Here is a 19,578-nt window from a genome sequence, read left to right on the forward strand (position 1 = left end):
TATTCCTCTTTCAATTATTTTTCTTTATTAGCATTTGCTCTTCCATAAAGGTCAGTTAAATGGATAAGATATTCTTTATGAGCTTCAGTTAAATCTTCTTCTAACATACGCCATTGCCAGTTTCCTCCAAGTGTATTTGGAATGTTCATTCGGCTGTCAGCTTCTTTGTCAAGCAAATCTTGCATACATAAGATTGCTGTATCTCCAACAGATGCAAAAATAGTTCTTAACATTGCTTCTGTAATAGTTTCATCTGCTGCACGACTAATATAAGCTTCTGCGAAACGTGCTTGTTTCACAGTCATATTTTCATACCAACCATTAACTACTTCATTATCATGAGTACCTGTATAGACAATACAATTAGTATCATAATTATGAGGTAAATCAAAGCTTTGGCTGATATGATCAAATAAACCAAATTGAAGAATTTTCATTCCTGGAAAGCCAGTAGCTTTCAAGAGTTTTTCCGCTCTTTCGTCGATATAACCTAGGTTTTCGGCAATGATTGGTAGATCTCCTAGTTCATCACGAACAGTTTCAAATAAAGCTAGACCAGGAGCAGATTCCCAGTGGCCATTTCTTGCTGTAGTGTCACCTCCAGGAATTTCCCAGAAATCAGAAAAACCTTTAAAGTGGTCGATACGAACTTTGTCATAGAGTTTAATGCTTTCTTTAATACGATAAACCCACCATGAAAAATTAGTTTTTTCATGTTCTAACCAATTATAGATAGGATTACCCCAAAGTTGACCATCTTCGCTAAAACCATCAGCAGGTACGCCAGCAATATAAATTGGTTTTTTATCAGCATCAACTTTAAATAGTTCAGGCATAGTCCAAACTTCCACACTATCAGCTGAAACATAAATCGGCATGTCACCAATAATTTCAATACCGTTGGCATTAGCATATAATTTTAATTCTAACCACTGTTGATAAAAGAAAAATTGACAAACTTTATGATAAGTAATCGCTTCTTCTAATTTATCACGGTAGAATTCAAGAGCACTTTCCTCACGTTTGATGATTGATTTATCATCCCATTCTTGTAACGCTTTATTACCAAAGTACTCTTTAATAGCCATAAATTCAGCAAAATCCCTAACCCATTGTGCTGATTCCTCGAATGTTGACAGTTGTCTTTGACCATCCTTACTAGCCATAAAGTTTCTCACAGCAGTTTCGAGGATTGGACGACGTGTATTAAAGATTATAGCATAATCAACTGATTCTGGGTTATCACCAAAATTTACGTCCTTGTAGTCATCTTCACTAAGGTAACCAGCTTTTGTTAAATTATCAAAATCAATAAAGTGTGTGTTTCCTGCTACTGCAGAAAATGATTGATAAGGTGAATCACCAAAACTTGTCATTGATAATGGTAGAATTTGCCAATATGATTGTTTTGTATCTCTTAAGAAATCAACAAAGTTGAAAGCTGATTTCCCAAATGTTCCAATACCAAATTTCCCTGGTAATGAACTGATATGCATTAAAATGCCACTTGCTCGCTTGCTCATAATTCCTCCTCACTATATATAACTATAAGGAAATTATAGCGCAACCGTTTGCGTAAGTCAATAAAAAAACAACATTCTTTGTAAATGCTGTTTTTATTTTGAAATATTTCGTACACTTTCTCTTTCTTTCAGTGTAAATGGTACAAATATTTTTTGACTGAGGGTTGATTGTTTGGAACTGATTATTTCCATTAATTGTTTAAAACTAACAATACCTAAATTTTCTACATTGATATCAAAAGTAGTTAGATAAGGATGGACTAACGTTGCATAGGTTGAATTATTGAATGTGATAATTGAAATATCATCTGGTACTTTTAAATCATAGTATGATAAGAGCTGAGTTACACGGACAGAAAGGATTTCACCTATCACAATTAGTGCTGTTGCCTGAAATTCTTTTATTGTTTCCATCAAATTCTCAACAAGCACTGGATTTTTACGATCAAATAATAACATCGTCTTATTATCCAAACCTAATTTCATACAACCTTTTAGATACCCCATATACCGCTCTGAAGCTACTTCCGAAAGTAAATCATCAGTTATAAATAGAATCTTTTTATGTCCTTTTTCATAAAGATAATTAACTGCTGACTTGGCCATTAATTGATTATCATTATCAATATAAGTAATCTTATTTTCAAACCCTTCTGGTGCTCCTACAATAACAAATGGTATGTTATTTGACATTAAATATCGTCTAACTGGGTCTTCTTGTTCTGAATAAAGGATAATAAAGCCATCTACTCTTTTTTGAAGATGCATCAATTTAACCTGCTCCTCCAAATCAGTAACAGTCATACCTGTTGCAATAGAGACAGTAAAGTGATTAGCCTTCGCTTCATTTGTAATTGTCGATAGAATTTGCATAAAAAATGGTTCACTGAGCCGATCTTTAAAGGTAATTGGTGGAAATACTAAACCAATATTCTGAGTCAATCCACTGGCAAGCATTTGCGCAGCTACATTTGGCACATATCCTAAATCATTCATTGCCTTTCTAACTTTATCCTTTGTTTTTTGAGAAATAGAATGATTATCTTTCAAAACTCTGCTTACTGTTGAGGGGTTAACTCCTGCCTTAAAAGCCACATCTTTTATCGTAACCATTTATTACTCCTTTCGATTTATTTTTCGTGATTATTTTCGTTTAATACTATTTTTTTCCATTATACAATTTTATGAGTAAATTGCAATATAAAGTAAAATAGAGTATATAAATATCATAACAGACAAATAAATGTTATTAATTTTAAAAAAGCTATTGACATTTCTTGCAAACGGTTGCATAATAAGAGTGTAACTAATATTCATCTCTAGGAGGAGAAAAAATGAAAAAATCTACTTTGAAGAAGCTACTTGTTAGTTCTGCAGTATTAGGGTTAACAACTGGACTTGCTTTAACAAGTACTTCTCAGGATACTGTTCAAGCTGCAGGTAAAAAAACTACCGTTAAATTGTGGGTTGGATCTAACGCTAAAAAATCTTACGTTGGCACTATTAAAGCCTTCGAGAAAGAAAATCCTGGTGTAAAAGTTAAAATCATCGAAACTGATGATTCAAAAACTCAAGAAACATTAAAAAAAGACCCAAGTAAGGGTGCTGATGTTCTTTCACTTCCACATGACCAATTAGGACAATTAGTTGAATCAGGAATCATCCAAGAACTTCCAGAAAAATATACAAAAGAGGTCAAATCTACTCAAACTGACCAAGCAATTGCTGGTGCTCAATATAAAGATAAAACTTATGCATTCCCATATGGTATCGAATCATTAGTTCTTTACTACAACAAATCTAAATTAAGTGCTGAAGATGTTAAATCTTATGAAACTATTACTTCAAAAGGTAAATTCGGTGGTAGCTTTAAAGAAATGGACGCATACTATACTGCACCTATCTTCATGACTGCTGGAGCTCATTTATTTGGTCCTGAAGGTGAAGATGTTAAAGGTACGAACTGGGGTTCTGATGCTGGTGTTAATGCTCTTAAATGGATTTCAGCCCAAAAATCAAATCCAAACTTTGTTCAAGCTGATGCAGGTTCAATTATCTCAGAATTTGGTAAAGGTAAATTTGATGCTGTTGAGTTAGGCCCTTGGAACTACGATGCTGTTAAAGAAGCAATCGGAGAAAAAAATGTTGGTATTGCAACTTACCCAACAATCAACATTGGTGGTAAAGACGTTCAACAAAAAGCATTCTTAGGTGTAAAACTTTATGCAGTTAACCAAGCACCTGCTGGTGGAAATACTAAACGTATCGCAGCTAGCTACAAACTTGCAGCTTACATGACAAATGCTAAGACACAAGAATCTTCTTTCAAAGCTGAAGATCGTCGTGTGATTCCTTCAAATAAAGAAGTTCAAAACGCTGACTATGTAAAATCTAATGAACTTGCTCAAGCTATTATTAAAATGGGTTCTTCGTCAGACTATACAGTAGTTATGCCAAAACTTTCACAAATGTCAGTATTCTGGCCTGAGTCTGCTGCTATCTTAAGTGATACTTACAATGGTAAACTTAAAGAATCAAGCTACCTCAAGAGATTACAACAATTTGATAAAGATATTGCGAAAGCTAAATAAATTTATCTTTTAATTGTGCGAGGTTAGGTGAAACCTGACCTCGTATTTCTTTTATCTTTTCAATAAAGGAATATCAAGAGAGAGATAGTGATATAAATAAAGGATACACTATGATAAATAAACAACCTTATGAATCAGTTTCAATGAAAGAGGTTTTTTCAAAAGGCAATCTAGTAATTAAATTATCATTCTTAATTATGGGACTAGCTAATTTACTAAACCGGCAAATCATCAAAGGATTATTATTTCTTGTTACTGAGATATTATTCCTCATTAGCTTTTTTACACAAATTATACCTGCTCTGAAAAAAATTATTACACTTGGAACAAAAACTCAAGGGGTACAAACAAAAGTTATTGATGGCATTAAGATGCAAGTCGTTGTCAATGGTGATAACTCTATGCTTATCCTCATTTTCGGTTTAGCTGCAATAATTTTTTGTTTACTTTTTGTTTTCATCTATTGGACTAGCCTAAAGAGTACTCGTAAAATTTATCTTCTTAAAAAAGAAAATCAAAAAATCCCAAGCTTCAAAGAAGACTTTATGACTTTGACACATGAGCGTTTCCATATGACCCTAATGGCCATTCCTATGCTTGGTGTTCTATTATTCACAGTACTTCCACTACTTTATATGGTTAGTTTAGCTTTTACCAGCTATGATCATAAACATATGCCACCAAAATCACTATTTGATTGGGTTGGTCTAGCAAACTTTGGGAATGTCCTTAATGGACGGATGGCAGATACCTTCTTCCCAGTATTGTCTTGGACTTTAATCTGGGCCGTGTTTGCTACAGTAACTACTTTCTTCTTTGGAATTATTTTAGCCCTTTTAATTAATACTAAAGGTCTTAAATATAAAAAAGTATGGCGTACATTATTTGTCATTACAATGGCCGTTCCTCAGTTTATCTCTTTATTAATTATGAGAAACCTCCTAAATGACCAAGGTCCAATCAATGCACTATTAATGAATTGGGGGCTTATCAAATCAGGCCTTCCATTCTTAACAGACCCACTTTGGGCAAAATTCTCTATAATCATTGTCAATATGTGGGTAGGTATCCCAGTAACAATGCTTGTTTCTTCTGGTATCATCATGAACTTACCACAAGAACAAATTGAAGCTGCTGAGATTGATGGCGCAAGTAAATTCCAAGTCTTCAAATCAATTACTTTCCCTCAAATCCTATTGATTATGACACCAACATTGATCCAACAATTTATTGGTAATATCAACAACTTCAACGTTATTTATCTTTTAACTGGTGGAAATCCAGTTAACTCAAACTACTATCAAGCCGGTTCAACAGACCTCTTGGTAACCTGGTTATATAAATTAACTGTTTCCGCAGCAGATTACAACTTAGCTTCCGTAATTGGTATCTTAATCTTTGTTATCTCAGCTGTCTTTAGTTTATTAGCCTATACAAGAACTGCATCATACAAAGAAGGAGTTGTTAAATAATGAAAAAGAAAAATAACCTTAATTTAACTTTTGTCTATATCCTTCTAACTGTTCTTGCTATCATCTGGCTCTTCCCAATCGTTTGGGTTGTACTAACTAGTTTCCGTGCTGAAGGTGGTGTTTATGTTGATTATTTCATCCCTAGACACTGGACATTTGAAAACTATACGCGATTATTTACCAATGACTCATTCCCATTCGGACGGTGGTTCCTAAACACTTTAGGTGTTGCGACTGCTACCTGCATCATTTCAACATTTATTACAGTGGCGATGGCCTATTCACTTAGTCGGATTAAGTTCAAGCACCGCAATTCTTTCCTAAAAATTGCTCTTGTCTTAAACATGTTCCCTGGTTTTATGTCAATGATTGCTGTTTATTACATCTTAAAAGCTTTGAACCTTGACCAAACTTTATTAGCACTTGTGCTAGTATACTCTTCCGGTGCAGCTTTAGGATTCTATATTGCTAAAGGATTCTTCGACACTGTTCCTTATTCACTAGACGAATCAGCGATGATTGATGGTGCGACACGCGCAGATATTTTCTTCAAAATTACTCTGCCACTCTCAAAACCAATTATTGTTTATACCGCACTGATGGCCTTCATGGTGCCATGGATGGACTTCATCTTTGCTCAAGTTATTCTAGGTGACATGACCAGCAAGTACACTGTAGCTATCGGTTTATTTACAATGATTACGAAAATCAATATTTACGAATGGTTCACTGCCTTCGCTGCTGGTTCCGTTATCATCGCAATTCCAATCACCCTCTTATTTATGTTCATGCAAAAATATTATGTAGAAGGAATCACTGGTGGGTCAGTAAAATAATTCTGACATGCTATATCAAAAAAAGGCTATCCTCGGATAGCTTTTTTCTTTTTCATTTGGAATGGATGGCTCAGATTAACAAAAAAACAGACTGGTAACGCCTGTCTTCTTATTTAATCCTATTTTGGTCTTAGCGCAGCCATTCTCAAAAATGAGACTAGCCTAAAGACTAATCCAAATTGGGGTCTGACTTAAATCAACTTTCCCATCAGTAACAACTACTGTTTCATCTGTCAGTTGATTGATATAATTGCCATCTTCCAAAGGTAGATCAGTTTCACCTGTTCTGCCTTTGAATGAGAAAACTCCCACAGTTTCAACTTTGTCTGAAAAGTAGGCAATCACAACTGAATCAGTCTCATCAGATGCTTGTATTTCATAATTTGCATCAAGTGAGAGACCTTTTTTTAAGGATGCTAATTTTGTTATATAGTCAGAAATGTTATATTGACCATCCCAAGCAACTGTTCCTGTTTCAAATAGACTAGGTTCTACAGCGTCACAAACTTCTTGTCCATTATAGATAAGTGATGTGCCTTTTTGGAAGAATTCAAATGCAGTCCATTGTCTTAATTGTTCATGATTTGTAACTAATGAGGCAATCCGTTTAGTATCATGATTTTCAAGATTACGAAGCTTAATGTAATTTGCTGGGAAGATTAAGTCTTGTTGGCTAAGTGCTTCTGCATATCGAGTTAATGGAATTTTTCCTTGGAGATAGTTATCAAAGAATCCTCTCATGTCATAATCGTAGGTAATATCAAATGCTTGGTAAACTTCAGAATCACTATGTGCAATCAAATTACGGTTTCTTAATTCTCTTAGGAAGCCAAAATCAATTGATTCTGATAACCAAATGTGATCTGGATTGATTTCACTTACAGCTTGCCGAGCTTGATTCCAAAATGCCATTGGCACTAATGGAGCAACGTCACAACGGAAACCATCAACTCCTTTTTCAGCCCACATCGTTAACATAGCAATCTGATAATTCCACAAGTCTTTATTAGCATAATCTAAATCAATAATGTCTGTCCAATCTCCAACTCTGTTTCCAAAGCTTCCATCCTCTTTATGATAAAACCATTCAGGATGATCTTGGACTAATAGGGAATCTGGAGAGGTATGATTAAAGACAATATCGATCATCACTTTCATTCCTCGATTATGGATTTCAGATACTAGATGTTCAAAGTCAGCCATAGTTCCGAACTCAGGGTTGATAGCACGGTAATCACTAATTGCATAAGGTGACCCTGCTATACCTTTTCGATTAACTTTTCCAATTGGATAAATTGGTAAGAACCAAATAATATCTGTCCCTAAATTTTTTATACGATCCAACTCTTTTTCAACAGCTGCAAAAGTTCCTTCATCTGAGAAATAACGTGTGTAAACACAATAAATGAGTTTGTTTCTCAATTCCTTATTCGTTTGAATTGCCATCTTGTCCTCCTATAATATTAATCAATCTATTATACTATATTTCAACCCAATTATGCAATCGATTGCGTAAAATTTGTTAAAGGATATAATAAAACCAAAACTATTTTACCGTTTTGGTTTTCATTTCTTTATAAGTTAAATTAGCCCATTCTTTAGTATAGAAATAACTATCAATATCATATTTTACTTTAGTGGTTTGAGTTGCTAAAAATGGTTGAACTTGCTTATCGAAAGCTAACCAGCCATTCCATCCTAAATGAATTGTATCATTCATAAAATAAGGTTTACCACCATCCTGGCTTAAATCAGTGATATTATTAAAACCTTGAGCCTGTAATTGGAATTTTATCTTTTGAACTGCGTCTTGATATTTTTGTAAATCTAAACCTGTATAAGCAGCCCACTCTTTATTAACAGGCGTAACAACAAACATTACATCTATATTTTTCTTAGCAAACTGTGACAATACTAATTGAAAATCGGTATACTCTGGAGAAATAATATAGGATTCTTTAGATTGAAAGCCTTTTAAACGTTTCATATTCTTAGCTATACGACCAGTAAAAAATGTATTGCTAATTTTGAATGGATTGTTTGAAGTTGCTATCTGTCCACGACGATCAGCAAGTTTATTCAAAGTTTCATATGAAAAATGCTTTGGTAGCCCTTTTGTTCTTGGATAAATTTTATCTTGATAGGATTTTGAGTAAGACAGGTGACTAAATAGTACTTCTACTTTCTTGGATAAATAAGCTGAACTTTTAAGATAACTGAGTTTAACCTGACTGATTGGTTCACCTTTACTGATTTTCTTTAAGTAACCTGAGTAAACAACACTTGGATTTAATATGAGCAAACGTTGAGCAGCAATATGAGCTTCTTCATCCTTGGGATTTGCTTGTAAAATAAAATCAATAACTTGGGTATTGGACAAATATTTTTGAACAGCCTGACCATCAGTCCCTTGACTACTAAACCACTGTGGAGAAATAACAAAAACTGCTTTTTTGTTTTCCATATATGGCGTCATATGTTGGAGACCAAAATAATGTGATAAACTTTGCGTACCACGTTTCCCAACTAAGTAGGGAATATAATTGCGATGATATTTTTTTGCTAGTACTGAAGGATGCATGCTATCCATTCGACTCCATTCACTAGAGCCAAAAAATGGGACAAAATTTTTCTTTTGATCAGTGAAAGCTTGTGTCTTTATTTCCCCATTTTTAAAGGAATTATCAGTTAAGGATACTGCATTTTCTCGTTCCTGTTTAAAAGAGAGTTTTAGATGTGAAGGAAAACTTAATAGGGTAATGACCACTAAGCTCAATGCTAAAATTACTGGCCCTAAAAGATGCCAAAATTTCTTAAGCATTTTGAAGTTCCTCTACACCTGCGACAATTTTATTTACAGTATTCCAGTCTTCACGTCCAAATTCTGAGATGGGCACCTTAATATTAAAAATATTTTCAAGTTCCACGATTAACTCTACGGTTCCTAAGCTATCTAACACGCCAGCATCAAATAAATCCTCGTCTAAAATATCAGATACGTCCTCCATAAATAGACGATCAAATAGGTTAATAACAGTTTCTAATGTATTCATTTTGTATACCTCTTTTTATTTTGGAATAGTTGGGAACCATAGATCATTTAGAAATCCAGAGAAAATTAATAAGGAAATCATTACGATATGGAAAGTAAAAACAATGGAGAAAAGATGGAACAATTGACTTTCAAACAATGGTTTTAGGCCTTTTTTCTTACGTTTTCGGTTAATTTCTTTTTTCTTTCGAAGCCAAATATCAGTCAGAATAAGACCAATCCCGTGAAATAATCCGTAAGCAATGTAATACCAAGTAAACCCATGCCAGAATCCCATAACCAACATGTTCACAAGGTAAGCGACACTGGATGTTGTATTACGATTTTTAAAGGTCTTATTTTTAAAGAATAAATGAACTAGTCGCATAAAGACAAAATCTCTAAACCAAAATGACAAAGACATATGCCAACGATTCCAAAATTCTTTTAAATTGGGAGAAAGGAATGGCTTATTGAAGTTTTCTGGAGTTTTAATCCCCATTATATATGAGATAGCAATCGCAAACATGGAGTAACCAGCAAAATCAAAGAAGAGATTTAAACCATATCCATACATGACTCCTAAAGTTGGAAGACTGAAAAGTGTACCCGTTTTTAATGCTTTAGCTTGAATAGTTGGTAGTAAGATATTACCTAAAACATAAGAAATAATAAATTTATATAAGAAGCCCAACATAATATAGTTGATAGCTTTTTCCAGCAACTTGAAATACTCATCTTGATTTGGAATAGTTTCATAATCTTCATTGAATCTACGATAGCGGTCAATAGGTCCGCTAGAGAAAGTTGGAAGGAAAATAATAAAGCGTAGGAAGGATACTAAGCTAAAATCCTCTAAGGTGCCATCACGCATTTCTACAATCATTCCAATTGATTTAAAGGTTAAATAGGAAATACCTAAGAAAGAAAATAGTGATTGCCTTTCATCAAAAGCTAGAATTGGTACTACTTTTACACAAAGCAAAGGAAAAATAACCAAAAAAGTTGCTAGATAAAATATAAAGGTTTGATTATGGTCTTTTCTATACAATTTATAGGCAAAGACACAGATAGTCTGCCAAATCATATAAAGGATAAAAGCTAACAATTGATAATAATTGTTCTCACCAAACATCAAAGCAATAAATAAGAATGAGACTAAAAACTCATAAATTGGAAATCTTTTTCCTTTAAAAATTCCAATTACAATGGGAAGCAAAAAGAGCAACAAATATAGAAAGTACTGAGGGTTAGCATAAGGTTCCAGATAGGGAATTGATTCTAAAAACCTTATCATTGTTTATTAACCTCAGCAATCAACCCTTTAATATCAATCTTCCCATTAGGAGTCAAAGGAAGTTCTGATTTAAAGAAAAATTTAGAAGGCATCATATAGGGCATCATGTTATTTGAAACTGATTCTTTGATAGCCTTTGTCATTTCACGCTCGTTGCTGAATTGCTCCGCTACACCTTCTTTTACAATAATGAAAGCTAACAAGTTTTGAACCTTATGCTGCTGATTGTAGCGAGGAACAGCTACTGCCGCCTCAACAAATGGAGACTGATTTAACTGTTGAGAAACATCCTCTAATTCAATACGGTAACCACTATATTTGATTTGGAAATCAAGTCGCCCACCATATAAAAGGATATTATCATCTGTTAATTGTCCTAGGTCGCCTGTATGATAAGCTTGTTGATCGTTAAAGGTAAAGAAAGCTTCAGCTGTTTTTTCAGGGTTGTTTAAGTAACCTTTAGAAACCGCTGGACCTGTAACAATAATTTCCCCTTGTTTACCCGGTTCTAAAATATTTAACTCCTCATCAACAATAAAAGTTGGTGAATCTGATTTTGGATAACCAATAGGTAGTCGAGTCAGTGTTTCAGTCATTTCTTTTGTAATTTGAATAGCGGACAAAGCTACTGTTGCTTCTGTCGGACCATAAGCATTAATAATTTGAGCATTTGGAAAACGTTCAAATAATTTCTTTGCTGTCGCGACAGTCAATTCTTCTCCATCAAAATAGAAATGGGTCAGTTGCTGTAATTTTTCCTGACAAAAATCTTCACTAAGCATTGCCATATCGACAAATGACGGTGTTGACGTCCAGATTTCTATCGGCAAATTAGTAATTGTTTTGAATAATAATTTATAGTCACCTAAAATTTCCTTAGGTAAGGCAAACAAAGTTCCTCCCAGAGCCAAAGCTGGTGCCCAATGCATAACAGATAAGTCAAATGAATAGGGTGCCTGAGCTAACATCTGTGGTTTTTGATTAATATTAAAAGATTTATCTGTAATCATCCAATTGGTATAGCTAAGCAGGTTATTATGTGAAATTTGTACACCTTTAGGTTTACCAGTTGTCCCTGAAGTAAAAATAATATAGTAGTTATCATCTCCTACAACACAATGATCAAGCTGGTAGCTTACTTTATTTGCTTTAATCTTATCAATTTCTGCAAAATCAATAATTGGACAAGAAATATTCTCTAGAGGAAAATCTTCAATTGCGATGATCAAGCTAGGATTAGCAACATCAATGATGTCATTTATTCTATCTATAGCCGAATGAACATCTACCGGTATATAGGCATGACCAGATTTAGTTAAACCAACAAAGGTTGCTAGCATATCATAAGACTGTGCTCCAAAGACTAAAACAGGAGACTTTTCCTCCAAATTTAAACTGTCTATATGTGAGGCAATGCTATCAGAATGTTGTTTCAATTCTGAATATGTGTTTTTCTTTCCCAAACAATCGTAAACAAAGCTGTCACCGGAGACAGATGCAAAGTGTTCTATTTGTTCAATCATATTTGTAATCATCATCTTCTCCTAAAATTCATTGTAAATAAAACTTCCTTGAAAATGACCGGCATAGGCAAAAAAGTAAACTAATAGCATAAATATAAAATAATAGAGAACTATCTTACCTAAGAAAATTAGACAATCTCTCATTTTTTTGTTCATTTCTTGATTCATTCATTACCTCATTCAAGTCTAGGTACTAGAAAAATTTTACCTTAATTTAATGATTAGAGCAAGATGAAATTTATATTATTAAATAGAAAATTATTGTAATAATATGTTGAAAACAAACTGGTATAACCTTTTTTTAAAATCAGTTTTACGATAACATCCTTAAAAATTACTTAATAAAAGAGAACAAATAAAAAAAGCTAAATTATTTTAGCTTTTTTAAGGTTAATCCATTGTTTTTAATTCAATGACAATATCACGAATTTGGGCCGCCAATTCGAAATCAAGCATTTCGGCTGCTTCATGCATTTGTTTTTGCAATTTCTTAATGGCTTCTTTACGTTCTGATTTGTTCATTGCAGTATAGTCAGGACTTGTTTCTTCTACATCAGCACCTTTGCCTTTACTGATACCAATTAAATCACGAATTTCTTTTTTAATTGTTTTTGGCGTAATGTCATGTTCTGTGTTATAGTCAATCTGGATTTGACGACGACGAGCAGTTTCATCAATAGCTTTCCGCATAGATTCAGTCATTTTATCAGCATACATAATAACATGTCCTTCGGAGTTACGAGCTGCACGACCAATCGTCTGAATCAGACCCCGTTCATTTCGTAAGAAACCTTCTTTATCAGCATCTAAAATAGCAACTAAACTTACTTCTGGAACGTCAATTCCTTCACGCAATAAGTTAATTCCAATTAAGACATCAAATACCCCTAAACGAAGATCACGAATAATCTCTGTTCGTTCTAGTGTTTTAATATCACTATGCATATACTTGACCTTAACCCCCATCTCTTTAAGATAGTCTGTTAAATCTTCTGCCATCTTTTTAGTTAAGGTTGTAATAAAGGTTCTCTCACCCTTTTCAGCTCGCGTATTAATTTCACCAAGTAAATCATCCATTTGTCCCATTGAAGGACGAATTTCGACTTCTGGATCTAACAGTCCAGTTGGACGGATAATTTGCTCAATGATTGTATCTGTCTGTTCCATCTCGTAGTCGCCTGGAGTGGCAGATACATAGACAATCTGATGAACATGACTTTCAAATTCCTCACGACGTAAAGGACGATTATCAAGCGCAGAAGGAAGTCTAAAACCATAATCTACTAGCATTTTCTTACGGGCTTGGTCACCATTATACATCCCTTTGATTTGACCCATAGTCATGTGACTTTCATCAATCATAATTATGAAATCTTCAGGGAAAAAGTCAAGCAGGGTATAAGGCGGCTCACCAGCAGCACGACCATCCATATGACGCGAATAATTCTCGACACCATTTGTATACCCCATTTCTCGGAGCATTTCAATGTCATATTCTGTTCTTTGTTTTAATCGCTGCGCTTCTAAAAGCTTCCCTTCACTTTCAAACAACTTAAGTTGCTCTTCCAGTTCTGCTTGAATTTTTGCTATCGAGGTCTCTATGTGTTCATCGTTAGTCACAAAGTGGGTGGCTGGGAAGAGCACTAGGTGGTCAACTTCGCCAAGTATCTTGCCTGTGAGACTTTCAATCTCTCTGATTCGATCAATTTCGTCCCCAAAGAATTCAACACGAAAGGCATGCTCGTCGCGAGAAGCCGGAAAGACTTCAACAACATCGCCTCGAACACGGAACCGGCCCCGTTGGAAATCAATGTCGTTGCGTTCAAATTGAATATCAACTAATTGGTTTAATAATTGATCACGTGAGATTTCTTGACCAGGTCTTAGAGAGACGGCAGAATCTGCATACTCTTTGGGTGATCCCAAACCATAAATACATGATACTGAAGCAACTACAATAACATCATTTCGTTCTAACAAAGAAGATGTGGCAGAATGGCGAAGCTTATCAATTTCATCATTGACCGAAGAATCTTTTTCAATATAGGTATCACTAGAAGGTACATAGGCTTCCGGTTGATAATAATCATAGTAAGATACAAAATACTCAACAGCATTATCAGGGAAAAACTCTTTAAATTCACCATACAATTGGCCCGCTAAAGTTTTATTATGGGCTATAACAAGCGTGGGTTTGTTCACTCTGTTTATAACTTGACTCATCGTAAAAGTCTTACCAGTACCAGTCGCACCAAGCAAAATCTGGGCCTTTTCACCACCTTCAATATTATCAACCAGCTCTTCTATAGCTTGTGGTTGATCCCCAGAAGGTTGATATTTAGAAACCAAGTGAAATGGTTTATCAATTCGTTTATCAATCATTTTTTGTCCTCTTTTTATTCCTTAGTCCTATTTTAACATAGGAAGAATAAAATGCTAATTTCTAAAACTAATTTTATCGATGTTAGGTTTTCTAACATGAGGCATCGATTTTCTTGCTATCTTCAAAATATTCTGATATAATTAACAAATATTTTAAAAGGAGACACGTATGAAGAACAAATTAAAAGTCTTTATGCTGGCAATCCTATCCACAACACTTTTGTTTGGGGGAATTGCTAGCGCTGAAACCATTAAAATCGTTTCAGACACTGCCTATGCACCATTTGAATACAAAGATTCCGATCAGGTCTATAAAGGAATTGATGTTGATATTATTAATGAAGTAGCAAAACGTCAAAATTGGGATTATAAAATGACCTATCCAGGTTTTGATGCTGCAGTAAATGCTGTTCAGTCAGGTCAAGCTGATGCTCTAATGGCCGGAACAACAATTACTGAAGAACGTCAAAAAGTGTTTAATTTTTCTGACCCATATTATGATACAAAAATAGTTATTGCAACAAAAAAAGCACATCCAATTAGTAAGTACAGTCAATTAAAAGGCAAAACAGTTGGTGTAAAAAATGGAACAGCTTCGCAAACATTTTTAGATCAAAACAAAGATAAATATGGCTTTAAGGTAAAAACTTTTGATACAGGTGATTTAATGTATAATAGCTTAGCAACAGGTTCTGTGCAAGCTGTAATGGATGATCAACCTGTCATTCAATTTGCAATTAATCAAAATCAAGATTTAGCTATAAATATGGACGGTGAAGCTATTGGTAGCTTTGGCTTCTCTATTAAAAAAGGTAGCAAATATGATTACTTGATTAATGATTTCAACACTGCTTTGAAAGAGATGAAGGCTGACGGAACTTACCAAAAGATCATGGATAAATGGTTAGGTAAAGAAGTTAGTACAACTTTAACATCTACTGGAGATGCAAATAACAAAGCAAAACCTGTTAAAGAAACATATAAAATTGTTGCCGATTCTTCATTTGCACCATTTGAATTCCAAAATGGTAAAGGCAAATACGTCGGAATCGATATGGACTTAATTAAAGCAATTGCCAAACAACAAGGATTTAAAATTGAAGTTTCAAATCCAGGATTTGATGCGGCTTTAAATGCTGTCCAATCTGCTCAAGCTGATGCAGCGATTGCTGGGATGTCTATAACTGATACTCGCAAAGAAATTTTTGATTTCTCAGATTCTTACTATACATCTAATATCTTGCTTGGTGTTAAATCAGGAAATTCTATCAAAGCTTACAAAGACTTAAAAGGAACTACTGTAGGTGCTAAAAAAGGGACTGCATCATATGATTTCCTAGACAAAATTAAGGATAAATATAATTTTAAACTAAAAGCATTTGATGAGGCTTCTTCAATGTACGATAGTTTAAATTCAGGCTCAATCAAAGCTCTAATGGATGATGAAGCTATCCTTAAGTATTCAATTCAACAAGGCCGTAAGTTTGATACACCTATTAATGGAGAACCTTCTGGAGAGTATGGTTTTGCCGTTAAAAAAGGAACTAACCCAGAACTAATAGAAATGTTTAACAATGGTCTTGCTAAACTGAAAAAAACAGGACAATATGATAAGATTGTTAACAATTATTTATCTTCTGAAGATGATAAAAAAATGGCTAATAAAGGTGCTGATGAGTCAACAATGAGTGGCTTAGTGTCAAATAACTATAATCAATTACTAAGTGGTCTATGGACAACTCTAAGTTTAACACTTATCTCATTTGCGATTGCCATGATAATTGGATTAATCTTTGGGATGATGGCAGTTGCTCCAAGTAAAGCATTACGTATCATTTCTTCTATATTTGTTGATGTGGTTCGTGGTGTTCCATTAATGATTGTTGCAGCATTTATTTTCTGGGGTATACCTAACCTGATTGAAAGCATGACAGGTCATCAATCACCAATTAATGATTTCTTAGCTGCTACTATTGCCCTTTCCTTAAATGGTGGTGCTTATATTGCTGAGATTGTTCGTGGTGGAATTGAGGCAGTTCCATTAGGACAAATGGAAGCCAGTCGAAGTCTTGGTATCCCTTATAAAATTACAATGCGTAAAGTTATCCTTCCTCAAGCAATTAAAGTGATGTTGCCCAACTTTATCAATCAGTTTGTTATTTCTTTAAAAGATACAACTATCGTTTCAGCAATCGGTCTAGTTGAATTATTCCAAACTGGTAAAATTATCATTGCAAGGAACTATCAATCATTCCGTATGTATGCTATTTTAGCAATCATTTACTTAATCATGATTACTTTCCTTACTAGACTTGCAAAACGTTTGGAAAAGAGGTTTAAATAATGGCAGAATTAAAAATTGATGTTCAAGATTTACATAAATATTTTGGACAAAATGAAGTATTAAAAGGAATTGATGCTAAATTCTATGAAGGGGATGTCGTTTGTATCATTGGTCCTTCTGGCTCAGGAAAATCAACTTTCCTTCGTACCCTAAACTTACTAGAATCAATTACTTCAGGTAAAGTTGTTGTAGATGGTTTTGAATTATCAGATCCACACACCAACATTGATAAAGCTCGTGAAAATATCGGTATGGTTTTCCAACATTTCAATCTTTTCCCACATATGACTGTACTTGAAAATATTATGTTTGCACCAGTTGAGCTTGGTAAAGAAACGAAAGAAATTGCTAGACAACATGGTAAAGAACTACTAGAAAAAGTTGGTTTATCGGACAAAGCCGATGCTTATCCTGGTAGTTTATCTGGAGGTCAAAAACAACGTGTGGCAATTGCCCGTAGTTTAGCAATGAATCCAGATATTATGTTGTTTGATGAACCTACTTCTGCACTTGACCCGGAAATGGTTGGTGACGTTCTCAATGTTATGCGTGACTTAGCTGAGCAAGGCATGACTATGTTAATCGTTACCCATGAAATGGGATTTGCCCGCCAAGTAGCAAATCGTGTTATCTTTACTGACGGTGGTCAATTCCTAGAGGATGGTCGACCAGAGGATATCTTTGATAATCCAAAACATCCTCGCCTCATTGAATTTTTAGATAAAGTTCTTAATGTATAAACAAAAAAGATTGGAGGGGCGCAACGCCATTACCAATCTTTTTTGTATTATTTTGTTAAAGTTTTCTAATTTAAATTTGACAGGCATTCTTTTTGATGCTATCATACAAGTAATTACAACTCGGAGGTACAAAGAGCAATGGATAACTAAAAAACTAAAAGAAGATAGCCTTATCAAGTCTTTAGTTTTTTAGTGTGCTCTATATCTCAAACTACGTCTTTTTTGGTAGTTTATTTATTTGCATCTTCTTGACTTTCTACTTGCTAGGGTAGAAAGTTTTTTTCTCTTCTTTTTAATAGATTACTCACAAAAAGGAGACTATATGCTACAAATAATAAATGTTACATTAACCCATCAAAATGATTTAAGTAAATTGACAGATAAGCTAAGCTTTACATTATCAACAGGTGAAAAATTAGGAATCATCGGTGAAGAAGGTACTGGAAAATCTAGTCTACTACAAGCTATTTATCAACCTAACTTGATTTCATCATATTTAGATATAGAAGGTCAAATTACTAACCAATTTAAAAAACTAGCCTACTTACCACAAAGTCTTGAAAAAAGTGTCCTCAACCTAAGTCCTTCAGAATTTCTTTATCAGGATTTAGATTATGATATGTTTGACTTCAATCATTTCTACCAACTTGCAAACCAACTCAACTTTAAGACTGATCATTTAGAAAATGATCAGTTGAAAATGAAGGATTTATCAGGTGGCGAACGACTCAAGCTTCAATTGAAGAAGCTCTTAGCACATGGCCCTGACCTTCTTCTCTTAGATGAACCTTCGGCTGATTTGGACTTGACCTCTTTAGAATGGCTAGCGCAATTTATCAAGACAAGTCCACTGACTATTATTTTTATTTCTCATGATCAAGCCTTGTTAGAAGCTTGCGCAACTGCAATTCTTCATCTTGAATTAGTCAAAAAGCGAACTGTTGCATCATATCATTTCTCAAAAACCAACTATTCCGACTATATCACAAATAGGCTAGCAGCTTTTGTGAAACAGAGTCAATTAGCCAATAAGGAAAAAGAAGAGTTTGACAAGAAGGAAGCTCGCTTTAAACGCGTCCATGAAAGTGTACAACATCAACTTGAACATACAAAAGATTCTACTGCTGGACGCTTATTAGCTAAAAAAATGAAAGCTCTTAAATCACAGGAAAGTCGGTTAGCAAAAGATCAGAATCAGTTGACCAAAGCACCCCTGGAAATGGATAGTCTTAACTTATTCTTCACGGATATTCCTCGCTTGGCCAAGCAGCGAACTATCTTGCACTTGCAGGATCAAGTCTTGATTAGTGGTCAGGTCATCTCTTTCTTGGTTAAAGGACAAGACAAGGTCGTCATTGCTGGTCTAAATGGAATTGGTAAAACCAAGTTATTAAAATATATCCTTGAAACCCTACAAGCTGATCCGACTTTGTCGATTGGCTATATGCCACAAAACTATGAAGAGCTTTTAAATCCTGAGCAAAGTCCCCTGGAATTTTTAGACGATTACCCTCTTGAGGATATCAAATCGATTTTGGCTAGTTTGCAATTCACGAGGGAGGAAATCAAGCATGGTTTTGGTCAGTTATCTGGTGGTCAAAGGGCTAAACTGTTTTTAGCAAAAATGGTATTAGATAAAAATAATCTATTAATTTTGGATGAACCAACTAGACATTTTTCACCGACAAGTCAACCTTTAGTTCGCCAATTATTTATGGATTATCCTGGTGCAATCATTTCTGTTTCCCATGATGCCTATTTTATTAATGAAACAGGTTTCTCTATTTTTCAATTAACTGATAATGATTTATTAGCCCAAGCTATTGACAGATAGTCTCG

The 19,578-nt window shown here is 34.3% G+C and carries 15 protein-coding genes; 6 read left to right on the top strand and 9 right to left on the bottom strand.

What is annotated here, in order from left to right:
- Nucleotides 1–14 precede the first annotated feature (14 nt).
- Both malQ and MKY69_RS06710 read right to left on the bottom strand, forming a co-directional pair.
- Complete coding sequence (gene malQ / locus MKY69_RS06705; protein ID WP_103345001.1) at nt 15–1,523, bottom strand: 4-alpha-glucanotransferase; 1,509 nt, start codon at nt 1,521–1,523, stop codon at nt 15–17.
- Nucleotides 1,524–1,616: 93 nt separating this feature from the next.
- A complete protein-coding gene (locus MKY69_RS06710; protein ID WP_003104360.1) occupies nt 1,617–2,636 on the bottom strand; it encodes a LacI family DNA-binding transcriptional regulator in 1,020 nt (339 codons plus the stop codon).
- Nucleotides 2,637–2,857: 221 nt separating this feature from the next.
- Between MKY69_RS06710 and MKY69_RS06715 the strand changes: the two genes are divergently transcribed.
- The 3 genes from MKY69_RS06715 (at nt 2,858) to MKY69_RS06725 (ending at nt 6,422) form a co-directional block, all read left to right on the top strand.
- A complete protein-coding gene (locus MKY69_RS06715; RefSeq protein ID WP_003107166.1) occupies nt 2,858–4,114 on the top strand; it encodes an extracellular solute-binding protein in 1,257 nt (418 codons plus the stop codon).
- Nucleotides 4,115–4,224: 110 nt separating this feature from the next.
- Nucleotides 4,225–5,586: a carbohydrate ABC transporter permease gene (locus MKY69_RS06720; protein ID WP_003107168.1), complete on the top strand. Its 1,362-nt coding sequence runs from the start codon at nt 4,225–4,227 to the stop codon at nt 5,584–5,586.
- Nucleotides 5,586–6,422, top strand: a complete 837-nt coding sequence (locus MKY69_RS06725) for a sugar ABC transporter permease (RefSeq protein ID WP_003106005.1) — start codon at nt 5,586–5,588, stop codon at nt 6,420–6,422. Before MKY69_RS06720 ends, MKY69_RS06725 begins: the two co-directional genes overlap by 1 nt.
- A 162-nt stretch (nt 6,423–6,584) precedes the next feature.
- Here the strand turns inward: MKY69_RS06725 and MKY69_RS06730 are convergent, their stop codons facing one another.
- The 7 genes from MKY69_RS06730 to uvrB all read right to left on the bottom strand — a co-directional run bounded on the left by MKY69_RS06730 (nt 6,585) and on the right by uvrB (nt 14,655).
- The gene (locus MKY69_RS06730) at nt 6,585–7,868 is read right to left on the bottom strand and encodes an alpha-amylase family glycosyl hydrolase (RefSeq protein WP_340791207.1); all 1,284 of its coding nucleotides are present in this window, start codon (nt 7,866–7,868) and stop codon (nt 6,585–6,587) included.
- A 100-nt stretch (nt 7,869–7,968) separates the two neighbouring features.
- A complete protein-coding gene (dltD, locus tag MKY69_RS06735) occupies nt 7,969–9,243 on the bottom strand; it encodes a D-alanyl-lipoteichoic acid biosynthesis protein DltD (RefSeq protein WP_003103357.1) in 1,275 nt (424 codons plus the stop codon).
- A complete protein-coding gene (gene dltC / locus MKY69_RS06740) occupies nt 9,236–9,475 on the bottom strand; it encodes a D-alanine--poly(phosphoribitol) ligase subunit DltC (protein ID WP_003107171.1) in 240 nt (79 codons plus the stop codon). Before dltC ends, dltD begins: the two co-directional genes overlap by 8 nt.
- Before the next feature lie 15 nt (nt 9,476–9,490).
- The gene (gene dltB, locus MKY69_RS06745; protein ID WP_003108242.1) at nt 9,491–10,750 is read right to left on the bottom strand and encodes a D-alanyl-lipoteichoic acid biosynthesis protein DltB; all 1,260 of its coding nucleotides are present in this window, start codon (nt 10,748–10,750) and stop codon (nt 9,491–9,493) included.
- Nucleotides 10,747–12,285 (bottom strand): D-alanine--poly(phosphoribitol) ligase subunit DltA, encoded by a 1,539-nt coding sequence (gene dltA, locus MKY69_RS06750; RefSeq protein ID WP_340791903.1) that lies wholly within the window; start codon nt 12,283–12,285, stop codon nt 10,747–10,749. Before dltA ends, dltB begins: the two co-directional genes overlap by 4 nt.
- A 9-nt stretch (nt 12,286–12,294) precedes the next feature.
- Nucleotides 12,295–12,429, bottom strand: coding sequence for a teichoic acid D-Ala incorporation-associated protein DltX (locus MKY69_RS06755; protein WP_445684235.1), 135 nt, complete (start codon nt 12,427–12,429; stop codon nt 12,295–12,297).
- A 234-nt stretch (nt 12,430–12,663) separates the two neighbouring features.
- Nucleotides 12,664–14,655, bottom strand: coding sequence for an excinuclease ABC subunit UvrB (gene uvrB, locus MKY69_RS06760; protein ID WP_340791210.1), 1,992 nt, complete (start codon nt 14,653–14,655; stop codon nt 12,664–12,666).
- A gap of 169 nt (nt 14,656–14,824) precedes the next feature.
- Here uvrB and MKY69_RS06765 point away from each other — a divergent pair, with 169 nt between their 5' ends.
- The 3 genes from MKY69_RS06765 to MKY69_RS06775 all read left to right on the top strand — a co-directional run bounded on the left by MKY69_RS06765 (nt 14,825) and on the right by MKY69_RS06775 (nt 19,573).
- Nucleotides 14,825–16,999, top strand: a complete 2,175-nt coding sequence (locus MKY69_RS06765) for an ABC transporter substrate-binding protein/permease (RefSeq protein ID WP_340791212.1) — start codon at nt 14,825–14,827, stop codon at nt 16,997–16,999.
- On the top strand, nt 16,999–17,739 hold the full coding sequence (locus MKY69_RS06770; RefSeq protein ID WP_003107174.1) for an amino acid ABC transporter ATP-binding protein: 741 nt from the start codon (nt 16,999–17,001) through the stop codon (nt 17,737–17,739). The genes MKY69_RS06765 and MKY69_RS06770 overlap by 1 nt, the downstream gene beginning before the upstream one ends.
- 322 nt (nt 17,740–18,061) lie before the next feature.
- Entirely contained in the window at nt 18,062–19,573 is a 1,512-nt protein-coding gene (locus MKY69_RS06775) for an ATP-binding cassette domain-containing protein (protein WP_340791213.1), read from the top strand.
- The last annotated feature ends 5 nt before the right edge of the window (nt 19,574–19,578 follow it).

Source organism: Streptococcus sp. FSL R7-0212 (assembly GCF_038007985.1).
Lineage (GTDB): Bacteria > Bacillota > Bacilli > Lactobacillales > Streptococcaceae > Streptococcus > Streptococcus parauberis.